Raw genomic sequence first — 11,156 nt, 5'->3', positions numbered from 1 at the left:
CGGGTGGGTTCGACCCGATCGAACTCGAGATCTGCTGGCAGAGCCTGATCGCCACGGTCAACGAACAGGCCAAGGCGCTGCAGCGTTCCGCGTTCAGCCCGATCGTCCGCGAGGCGGGCGACCTCGCGAACGCCGTGTTCGACCGCCGAGGTCGCATGGTCGCCCAGGCGGTGACCGGCACGCCCGGCCACATCAACAGCCTCGCGATCGCGGTCCAGAACATCCTGGAGGAGTACCCGATCCACTCCCTCGAAGAGGGCGACATCCTCATCACCAACGACCCGTACAAGACGGCGGGGCAGTTGCTCGACGTCACCGTGCTCGTCCCGGTGTGGCGAGGCGGACGGCTGATCGCGCTGTTCGGCTCGACGATCCACCACACCGACGTCGGCGGATACGGCATCGGTGCCGGTGGCCGCGACGTGTTCGAGGAGGGACTCTGGATCCCGATCGTCAAGCTGATGAAGGCCGGCGAGCGCAACGAGGACGTGTGGAAGTTCATCCTCTCGAACGTGCGCCAGCCCGACCACATGGGCGGCGACCTGCACGCCCAGATGGCATCGGGTCAGATCGGTGCGCAGCGCCTGCTCGCGCTGTGCGACCATCACGGATTCGACGACATCGAGGACCTCGCCGACGAGATCATCACCCGTTCCGAGATCGCCACCCGCAACGGCATCCGCGAACTCGACTCGGGTCGCTACGAGTCGAGCGCCCTGCTCGACCTGGCCGACGGCAGCGAGATCCTGATCAAGTGTGCACTCATCGTCGACGCCGAAGCGGGTTCGATCACCGTCGACTACACCGGCTCGGCCGACGCCAGCCGCTGGGGCATCAACGTGGTGAAGAACTACAGCCACGCCTACACCACGTTCGTGGTGCGCTCGGTGCTGAGTCCCGACATCCCGAACAACTACGGCAGCCTCAAGCCGATCGAGATGATCGCTCCCGAAGGGTCGATCCTCAACGCCGTGTCACCGCAGCCGTGCACGGCCCGGCACGTGGTGGGAATGTTCCTGCCCAACGCACTGCTCAAGGCGCTCGCCCAGGTCCGTCCCGACGGGGCGATGGCCGAGGGGTCGGGCGCGGTGTGGACGATGCAGGTCAGCGGCAACCACGACGACGGCAGCCCGTTCATCACGGCCATGTTCACCTACGCCGGTGGCGTTGGTGGTCGGGCCACGAAGTCCGGCCTCGACGCCTGCTCGTACCCCACCGGCGTTGCAGCCGTGCCGATCGAAGTGGTCGAGGCATCTGCGCCGATCCGCTTCAGCACCAAGGCGCTGCGGCCCGACTCCGGAGGCCACGGAGCCCAGACCGGGGGACTCGGCCAGACGATCGAGTTCGAGGTCGACACCACCCGCGAGTGGCAGCTCAACGCCGTCACGAGCCGCCTCGCCGAGGCCCCGCAGGGAATCTTCGGAGGCGAGCCCGGTGCCGCCGGTGCGTTCAGCGTGAACGGCGAGAACGTCACCACCCAGGAACGGATCACCCTCCAACCCGGCGACAAGGTCCGACTCGACCTTCCCGGCGGCGGCGGCTACGGCGCCCCGACCACCTGAGCGGCGTTCCCCGATGACTGCGACCACACTCGCCGACCGAGGCGTCGACGCGTCCCACGGGGTCCACCTCGCACTCACCAACTCGCCGTCGTTCGTCGCTGCGTGGCTCGCCGCGACGCGGCTCGGTTCGTACATCGTCCCGTCCGACCCGATGGGGACCGCACCGGAACTGGTCGAACACATCTCGCGGACGTCGCCCGCCGTGTCGGTGGTGTCCGCCCATCGCCGGGAGATCGCTCGCGACGCGATCGCGAGCGTCGGTGACGACGCTCCGACACTGCTGATCATCGACGAAGACGACGTGACCTGCGCCGGACTGGTGATCGACGGTCGGCCGTGCAGCCGTATCACCGAGTGGCCCGTCCCGGAATCGAGCGACCGGGCCGCCGTGATGTTCACGAGTGGGACGACGGGCCGCCCGAAGGGCGTCGAGATCACGCAGGGCAACTACGCATTCGCCGGTTCGACCATGGCCGCGGCCGCCGGTCTCGGTCCCGACGACCGTCAACTCGTCGTGTTGCCGCTGTTCCACGCGAACGCGCAGTACTACTCGTTCGCCGCGGCGATCGCCGTCGGCGCGAGCGTTGCGTTGATGTCGACGTTCTCGGCCAGCGGATTCGTTCCGCAGGCGGCGATTCACGGTGCCACCCACGCAAGTCTGTTCGCAGGGCCGATGCGGATGATCCTGGCCCGCGGCGGCCCGTGGGAGCCCGGTCCCGGGCAACCCGACCTGCTGCTGCGCCACTGCTGGTTCGCCCAGAACATCACCTCCGACCAGTACGAGACCATCGCCGACTGGCTGGGTTGTCGTCCCCGCCAGCTGTACGGCATGACCGAGACCATTCCCGCTGTGCTCACCGATGCCGCGAGCGGCGCGCGCCCTGATTCGATGGGGTTCGTGACCGACGGATGCCGGGTGGAGTTGCACGACGAGCATGGACACCCGGTCGAGCCCGGCGAGGTCGGCCAGATCGTGGTCGGTGGAGACCCCGGCTCGACGCTCTTCGCGAGCTACCTCGGTGATCCCGACACGACCGCCCGCTCGTACCGCGACGGCTGGTTCCTGACCGGCGACCGTGCCCGTCGTGACGCCGATGGTCGCTTCTTCTTCGACGGACGTCGCTCCGACGTGTTGAAGGTTGCCGGCGAGAACGTGTCCGTCGTCGAGGTCGAAACGGTCGTCGGGTCACACGACGACGTCTTCGACGTGGTGGTCGTCGGTGCGCCCGATGCGATCCGCGACGAGGTACCCGTCGCATTCGTCGTCCCCGAGTCCGGCGCCGAACGCGATGGCCTGAGCGAGCGCCTCGACGAGTGGTGCGCGGCGCGGCTCGGCAAGGCCAAGCGGCCACGTGACTTCTCGTTCGTCGACGAACTCCCGCGTACCAGCGTCGGCAAGGTCCGCAAGTTCCTGCTCGCCGAAGCCGCCGCCGAGAACACACCACACCCCGACCCGTCCAGCATCCGCCCCAGCCAGGAGCCGTCCGCATGACCACCACCGAGCCGTCCACCCCCGCGCAGCTGCGACCCGATCTGATCGATGCGCTCGACGCATCGACCGTCGACGTCGCCAACGCGTCGACCCTTCCACCGGAGCTGTACACGTCGAGCGACGTGCTCGCGTTCGAGCGCGAAGCGATCTACGCGAAGGAATGGTTGTGCGCCGGCCGCGTCGAGCGACTCCCGAACGTCGGCGACTGGTTCACCGTCACCATCTGTGACGAGCCGGTCATCGTGTGCCGTGACAAGCAGGGCGGCATCCGCGCGATGTCCGCCGTGTGTCAGCACCGTGCGATGCAGGTCTGCGACGGGACCGGCAACTCGAGCACCTTCAAGTGCCCGTACCACCACTGGAACTACGGGCTCGACGGTCGGCTCCTCGGGGCGCCGGCGATGGAACGCACCGAGGATTTCGACAAGGCCGACTACGGCCTCGCGCAGTTCGCGGTCGAGGTGTGGCAGGGGTTCATCTTCTTCAACATGGATCCCGACGCTGCGCCGCTCACGCCGACGCTCGCCGACTACGAACCGTTCATCGCGAACTACGACCTGTCCGACGCCGTGTGTCCCGGAACGTTCACGCTCGAGAACCGTCCGTGGAACTGGAAGGTGATGTTCGAGAACTTCAACGACGGCTATCACGCCAACCGACTCCACCAGTACGTCCAGGACTTCTGCCCGAGCAACCTCACCGACTTCCCGACCGAATCGAACGACGACTCGAACGTCATCTTCCGTGAAGGCGGCTACACCGTGATGGACGGTGGCTTCAACGCGACGCACCAGGCGATCATGCCGGTGTTCCCCAAGCTCACCGAGGCCGAACGGACGCGCTCGACCTTCGCGCTCGTCCCGCCGACGCTGTGCCTCGGCACCGCACCGGACCAGGCGTTCTTCTTCCTGGTCCGCCCGACGTCGCCGGAAACGGTCGACATCGAGATCGGCTACATCTTCCACCCGTCCGCGCTCGACGATCCGATGTTCGAACACAAGCTCAAGCTGACCGACGTCGGCGTGCAGGTGTTCGTGGACCAGGACACCGACGCCACCACCAAGGTGCAGCGCGGTCTGCGTTCGCGGTTCGCGCCGCGTGGGCGCTACTCGTGGCAGGAGGAGAGTCACGTCCGCTTCAACCGTTGGCTCGCCCAGCGCTATCGGGCACAGCCGGCGGCCGATTGAGGGGTCGAGTGTCCAGGTCACCGGGCGTTCGACATCTCGTTACATGGCCGAAACGATCGGCCGACTACCATTCCAATGGTCTGACCATCAGACCGACCAACAAAGGGGGAGGAGCCCATGCTCTTCGAAAAGACCACCACCACCAACCGACGCTGGCAGCGTTCGATCGCGGCTCTGGCTGCGCTCTCGCTGACGGCGGCAGCATGCGGCGGCAGCGACGACGCCGACGAGCCTGACGACACGACCGCGGAGACCACAGCGGACACCGCGACGGAGGAGGAAGCGACCGACGACACTGCCGCTGCGGACGAGGAAGCCACCGACGACACCGCCGTGGCCGGCGGGATCGAGGACGTCAACGGTGACGGCATCGTGACGTTCGGCGTCGCGACTCCGGGCCCGCGCGACGACGGCGCCTACTACCAGGCGCTCGTCGAAGGCATCACCGCCTTCTCCGAGGAGAACGGCTTCGCCGAGCCGATCATCGTCGACAACATCGACCCGGCGCAGGCCGACACCGAGATCCGCAACCTCACCCGCCAGGGCGTCGACGTGATCGCCGTGGGTGCCAGCGAACTGGCCGACCCCCTCGAGTCCCTCTCAGCTGAGTTCCCGGACATCTTCTGGTACTGCAACTGTGGTGCGGGACAGCAGATCCCCGGCGTCGCCCAGTCCGCCGACGACTCGTCGCAGATCAGCTACTCGGCGGGCTACGCCACGGGCCTGCTGCTGCAGGACACCGATTCCACGGCGGCGGCCTTCCTCGGCTGCTGTGATCTCGACTTCGAGAAGGAGGCCTACATGGCCTACGAGCTCGGGCTCCAGGCCGTCGACGAATCGTTCACGATGAGCTACATCCCGACCGGTGACTTCAACGATGTCGCCGGCGCCACTGAGGCCTTCAACCAGGCGGTCGCCAACGGTGCCGGAGCGGTGTATCCGTTCCTCGGCGGCGCTCACGAGCCGATCGTCCAGTTGGCCAACGACGAGGGCGTGATCACGATGTCGGCCGGCGCGTCCGAGGTCTGCGAACGTGACGATCTCGACTACCAGATCGCCGTCCAGTTCGATGCCGGTGACTACCTCGAGGTGATCATCCCGAAGATCGCCGAGGGCGAGCTGGCCGAGGGCGAGACCTTCGTGTTCACCGTCGGCGAGTTCCCGTTCGTGGGAGCACTCCTCTGTGACGGCACCCCCGAGCAGGTCGCCGCGCTCGACGACGTCAATGCCCAGATCGCAGCCGGCGACTTCGCCGACGCCTTCTTCGGGATCAAGTCCGAGGCCTACGGCTTCTGATCCCCTGATGGGTTGACGGTCGGGCACCGCTTCGGTGTCCGACCGTCGGCCCGTTCGACCCATCCGATCCCGACTCGAACACGGAGGCCTCGTGCGAGCTGCGCAGTACACCGAACACGGAGGACCCGAGGTTCTCTCGGTCATCGATCTCCCCGACCCGGATCCCGGCGCGGCCGATGTGGTCGTGGCGGTGGAGGCCTGTGCGCTGAACCGACTCGACGTCGTCCAGCGCAACGGGTGGTTCACCCTCGACGGCTTCACACTTCCGCACGTCGCGGGAATGGACGTGGCCGGAACCATCGTGGCGACCGGTGCCGACGTGGACGCCTCACAGGCGGCGATCGGCGATCGCGTGGTCGTCGACCCGTCGCTCGTCGGGGTCGATCCGACGTCGAAGCTCGCCGGCCGGGGTGACCTGTACGGCGATCTCGGCGTGATCGGAGCCAACGCGGACGGCGGCTACGCCGAGCTGTGCCTGGCACCGGCCTCCCACGTGTACCGGGTACCCGACACGATGCCGATCGCGCACGCAGCAACGTTCCCGACCTGTCACCTCACGGCGTCACACGCGATGTTCGACGTCGCCGGACTGACCGCCGGTGAGACGGTGATGATCCATGCCGCTGGTAGCGGCGTGTCGGTCGCGGCGATTCAGCTGGCCAAGCGCGCCGGGGCCACGGTGCTCGCGACTGCCGGAGCGCAGGCCAAGCTCGACCGGGCGGTCGAGCTCGGAGCCGACTACGTCCTGAACAACCGCGTCGGCGACGTCGCAGGCTGGGCGCGCGAGGTGACCGACGGGCGCGGCGTCGACGTCGTGTTCGATCATGTCGGTACCGCCCTGTTCGCCCCGTCGATCTTCTCGCTCGCGATCGGTGGGCGGCTCGTGTCGTGCGGCAACACGTCGGGTGACGAGGCGGTCATCCCGAGCCTCGGGCATCTGTTCCACAGCCGGATCTCGATCCTCGGATCCGATGCATACCGTCCCGAGGAGTTCGGCCCCGCATGGGACACGTTCTGCGCCGGTGACTTCGTGGCGCACATCGACCGCGAGTACCCGCTCGACGAGGCGGGTCCTGCCCAGGAGCATCTGGTGTCGGGTGAGCTGTTCGGCAAGATCGTGTTGCGACCGCAGGCGTCCTGATCACGAGCCATGGCCGACTCGCCGTACCCCGAGCTGAAGAAGACGCACACGATGGCGCGCGTCGGGCGTCCCTACACCGACTACAAGCCGCCAGCCGCGGCACCGGTGTGGGACGTGATCGAGGGTTTCGGCCGCTTCCACGTGCTGAGCTCGGCGCTCGAGCTCGGTGTGTTCGATCTGCTCGCCGAGATCGGTCCCGCCCGTGCTGAAACGCTCGCCGAACCCCTCGAGGTGTCCGCAACTCATCTCGAGACACTGCTCGAAGGCGTGGTCTCGATGGGTCTGCTCGATCGCCGCCACGGGGTGTTCGAATTGAACGACACCGCTCGGCGCTACCTGGTCTCGGATTCACCTGCCTCCATGGCCGCTCTCGTTCCCGTCTCGCCGGGACCGCTCGAGAACTGGAGCCGGCTCACCGACACCGTCCGCACCGGTGCACCCGTCGACCCGGTCGACGACGACGCCCGATTCCACGTGCCGCTCGTCGAAGGAACCTTCACGACGATCAACCGGTGTGCGATGCGTTCCGACCTGCAACTCCGCTACAGCGCGCTCGCCGCGCCGCGCGTGCTCGAACTCGGTGCCGGTGGAGCTCCGTGGTCGATCGCCATTCTCGAAGCCAACACCGATGCCACCGCTGTCGTGAACGACCTCGACGGGGTGATCGGTGTCGCTCGCCGCAAGGTGACCGAACGCGGACTCGATGGACGTGTCGAGTTCCGTCCCGGCGACTTCCACGACATCGAACTCGAATCCGGTGGCCACGACCTCGTGGTGCTCGGCCACATCTGCCGGACCGAGGGGGAGGCCGGGACCCGTTCGCTGATGCGGCGCGCCTTCGACGCCCTGAAGGCCGGCGGCCGCATCCTGATCGGCGACTACTTCTGTGACGAGCAGCGGTCCCAGGCGGGCCATGCCCTGATGATGGGCGTCACGATGATGGCGAGCACCCGCCGCGGCCGGACCTTCACACACGGCCAGGTCGGCGCATGGCTCACCGACGCCGGATTCGAGGCCGTCCGGTGCATCGAGCCGATCGGATTCCAGGAAGTGTTCGTCGGGGTGCGACCCACGTCGGCGTGCCCCGAACCGCGAGGAGCGCACACATGACCGACATCCCCGACACCGCGAGCCCGATCACGGTCGACCTGCTGATCGACGCCTGGTACGTGGTGACCATGAACGAGACGCGCGACATCATCCACCGCGGTTCGGTCGCGGTCGACGACGGGCGCATCGTGGCCGTCGGCAAGACCACCGATCTCGAGCAGCGCTACCGGCCCATTCGCCGAGTCGGCGGCGAACGGTTCGTGCTCACGCCGGGCCTGATCAACACGCACATCCACATCACCGGCGAGCCGTTGACCCGGGGGTACGTCCCCGACGACACACCGTTCGAGGAGAACGTGTTCATCTGGCTGACCGGTCTGTACTCCGTGCACGACGCCGGTGACGAGCGCTGCTCGGCGCAACTCGCGGCCACCGAGATGTTGCGGACCGGGACGACCACGTTCCTCGAGGCCGGCACCATTCGCTTCCTCGACGACGTACTCGACGGTCTCGCGGAGACCGGAATCCGCGGCAAGCTCGGGTCGTGGGTGTGGGATCTCCCGCCCCAACCCGACGTGTACCACCAGACCACCGATCAGGCGATCGCCCGGCTGCAGGCCCAACTCGAGTCCTCCCGCAGTGTCGCGGACGGTCGCCTCGGCACATGGGCCACCGTGGTCGGGCACACCACCTGCTCCGACCCGTTGTGGAAGGCCACGCGTGCCCTGGCCGACGAGTACGACGTCGGCGTCAGCTTCCACATGTCGCCGGCGAAGTCGGACCCCGACGGCTTCATCGCCGAGTTCGGCCGACGCCCGATGGAGCATCTCGAGGACCTCGGCGTGCTCCGTGAGGACTGTGCGATCACCCACTGCGTGCACGTCGACGACCGCGAGATCGACATCATGGGCGGGCACGGCCTCACGGTCGCCCACTGTCCGACCACGGCGCTCAAGGTCAGCTACGGCGTCACCCAGATCGGCAAGATGCCCGAGATGGTGCAGCGCGGTGTCAACGTGTCGATCGGGACCGACGGGAACAACGCCTCCAACTACTCCGACCTGATGCGCGCCACCTACCTCGTTGCCGGCCTGTTCAAGGACGGTCGCATCGACCCGCAGATGTTCCCCGCCGAGAAGGCGTTCGAGATGGCGACCATCGGTGGGGCCAAGGCGATCGGGATGCAGGACGAGATCGGTTCGCTCGAGGCGGGGAAACGCGCCGACCTCGTGCTCCACGACACCGATCGTCCCGAGTGGCGTCCGTTGTTGAACGTCGTGAATCAGCTCGTGTGGTCCACCGACGGGAGAGGTGTCCACACCGTCGTGGTCGATGGTCGCATCGTGGTCGAAGATGGTCACATGACCGGCATCGACGAGGCCGCGCTGTGGGCCGAGGCCCAGCAGCGGGGCGAGGCCATCGTGCAGCGATCCGGTCTCCCGGACAAGGCGAAGTTCCCGACGTGGTGAACGTGTCCGACAACGGAACGGCCGCCGACGTCGCGGTCTCGGTGCGTGGCCTCACCAAGCGCTACGGCCAGGTCGTCGCCTGCTCGAACGTCGACCTCGATCTCCGTCGCGGTGAGATCCACGGCGTGCTGGGCGAGAACGGTGCGGGCAAGTCGACCCTGATGAAGGTCTTGATCGGACTCGTGCAACCGGACGAGGGCACACTCCACGTCGACGGCGAACGGGTCCGCATCGACAGCCCGGCACGCGCCGGCGCGCTCGGGATCGGCATGGTGCATCAGCACTTCAGTCTCGTCGACGAGTTGCGGGTGTGGGAGAACGTTGTGCTCGGTGAGCGCGAGCGCCTCAACGCGAAGCATGCGCGTGATCTCGTCGAATCGATCGGAGAACGGTACGGCCTGGGGGTCGATCCGGACGCCCACGTGGGTGACCTCACCGCCGGGATGCGTCAGCGGGTCGAGATCATCAAGTGCCTGCGCCGCGACCCGTCGATCGTCATCTTCGACGAGCCGACCTCGGTGTTGACCCCGCAGGAGTCCGAGCAGCTCTTCGGAGTGCTGCGCCTTGCCGTCGAACGCGAAGGCAAGGCCGTCGCGCTGGTGAGCCACAAGCTCGACGAGATCCGACTCGCCACGGACACGGTGACGATCCTGCGGCGCGGGAGCGTCGTCGAGGATGGCCGTACCGACCGGTTCGACCAGCAGTCGCTCGCCCAGGCGATGATCGGCCGCGCGGTCTCGTTGCGCGGCGACGACGCTGCTGCGCTCGGCGCGACCGACATGGTCGCCACCGAACTCGCCGACTCGTCGGGCCCGGTGACGGCGCCGACGGTCCTCGCCGTCGAAGGTGCCGTGCTCGACCGGTACGGACACCGCGTCCTCGATGGTGTGGACCTCGATGTTCGTGCCGGCGAGATCGTCGGGATCGCCGGTGTCGAGGGCAACGGACAGGTCGAGTTGGCCGATGTGCTCTCCAGCCTGGCCACGCTCGATGCCGGAACGGTCATCGTCGACGGTGCCGTGGTGCCGACCGGTCGGGCCGGGGCGATGGGCGCCGCCGGTGTCGGCATGATTCCCGAGGATCGACACGACGCGGGCTGCGTGCTCGACATGAGCGTGGCCGAGAACCTCGCACTCGCCAAGGTCGGCGTGGGGCCCTGGCTGCGCCGTGTCGACCGGGCGAAGATCGAGGCCGACGCAGTTCGCCTCATCGACGAGTACGAGATCCGGTGCGAAGGTCCGCGCGCTCCGTTCCACTCGCTGTCTGGTGGAAACCAGCAGCGGGTCGTCCTCGCCCGGGAGCTGAGCGCAGAACCGAAGGTGCTGGTTGCCGCGCAGCCCACCCGCGGTCTCGACGTGGGTGCGATCGAGTTCATGGGCGAACAACTCCGCACGACCGCCGGCTCCGGAGTCGGCGTGCTGCTCATCTCGAGCGAACTCGAGGAGATCCTGCACCTCGCCGACCGGATCCTGGTGATGCACGCGGGCCGCATCGTCGGCGAGATGAATCGCGCCGACGCGGACGTCGAACGCATCGGACTTCTGATGGGAGGAGTGGTGACCGGTGGCTGAACTCCGGAATCGGCCGGGTCTGTTGACCGGGCGCATCTCCACGAACGACGCGGGGTTCACGTTCGCGCTCTACTCACTTTCGCTGCTCGGTGCACTGGTGATCTCCGGTGGCCTCGTGGCCGCCACCGGTGGATCGGCCCTCGACGTGCTGTCGGCTCTGCTCGACGGCAGTATCCGCTCGCCTGGTGCCTGGGGTCTGACGCTCACCACCGCGGCACCGTTGCTGCTCGTCGCGATCGGCACGATCGTCGCGACGCGAGCGGGCCTCGTCAACATCGGCCAGGAGGGTCAGGTGCTGATCGGTGCCGCCTTCGCCGGCGAGATGAAGAAATCGGTGTTCACCGCGCTCAACTATCTGCTGCCGTCGAAGGGCGTCATGCCGATGCAC

General features: G+C 67.5%; 9 protein-coding genes. All 9 read left to right on the top strand.

The features are described from left to right. Positions 1–1,562, top strand: a 1,562-nt coding sequence (locus tag WBV89_RS21560; protein ID WP_423983387.1) for a hydantoinase B/oxoprolinase family protein, incomplete at its 5' end; no start/stop codon positions are given. Between the two features lie 13 nt (positions 1,563–1,575). Then, positions 1,576–3,054: an AMP-binding protein gene (locus tag WBV89_RS21555; protein WP_423983386.1), complete on the top strand. Its 1,479-nt coding sequence runs from the start codon at positions 1,576–1,578 to the stop codon at positions 3,052–3,054. Continuing rightward, entirely contained in the window at positions 3,051–4,241 is a 1,191-nt protein-coding gene (locus tag WBV89_RS21550) for an aromatic ring-hydroxylating oxygenase subunit alpha (protein ID WP_423983385.1), read from the top strand. The genes WBV89_RS21555 and WBV89_RS21550 overlap by 4 nt, the downstream gene beginning before the upstream one ends. A 117-nt stretch (positions 4,242–4,358) precedes the next feature. Next, entirely contained in the window at positions 4,359–5,537 is a 1,179-nt protein-coding gene (locus tag WBV89_RS21545) for a BMP family lipoprotein (RefSeq protein ID WP_423983384.1), read from the top strand. A 91-nt stretch (positions 5,538–5,628) separates the two neighbouring features. Next, a complete protein-coding gene (locus tag WBV89_RS21540) occupies positions 5,629–6,678 on the top strand; it encodes a zinc-binding dehydrogenase (protein ID WP_423983383.1) in 1,050 nt (349 codons plus the stop codon). A 9-nt stretch (positions 6,679–6,687) separates the two neighbouring features. Further along, a complete protein-coding gene (locus WBV89_RS21535; RefSeq protein ID WP_423983382.1) occupies positions 6,688–7,788 on the top strand; it encodes a methyltransferase family protein in 1,101 nt (366 codons plus the stop codon). Next, positions 7,785–9,197, top strand: a complete 1,413-nt coding sequence (locus WBV89_RS21530; RefSeq protein WP_423983381.1) for an amidohydrolase family protein — start codon at positions 7,785–7,787, stop codon at positions 9,195–9,197. The genes WBV89_RS21535 and WBV89_RS21530 overlap by 4 nt, the downstream gene beginning before the upstream one ends. Beyond that, positions 9,191–10,768 carry an ABC transporter ATP-binding protein gene (locus WBV89_RS21525; protein WP_423983380.1) on the top strand — a complete coding sequence of 526 codons (1,578 nt, stop codon included), beginning with the start codon at positions 9,191–9,193 and terminating at the stop codon, positions 10,766–10,768. The genes WBV89_RS21530 and WBV89_RS21525 overlap by 7 nt, the downstream gene beginning before the upstream one ends. Further along, positions 10,761–11,156: phosphoenolpyruvate carboxykinase (ATP) (locus WBV89_RS21520; RefSeq protein WP_423983379.1), on the top strand; the 396-nt coding region annotated here is incomplete at its 3' end. The genes WBV89_RS21525 and WBV89_RS21520, both read left to right, overlap by 8 nt.

The organism is Ilumatobacter sp. (assembly GCF_049588435.1).
Taxonomy (GTDB): Bacteria; Actinomycetota; Acidimicrobiia; order Acidimicrobiales; family Ilumatobacteraceae; genus Ilumatobacter_A.
The sequence above is the reverse complement of the archived record's forward strand: the minus strand, read 5'-3'. Positions and strand labels throughout refer to the sequence as shown.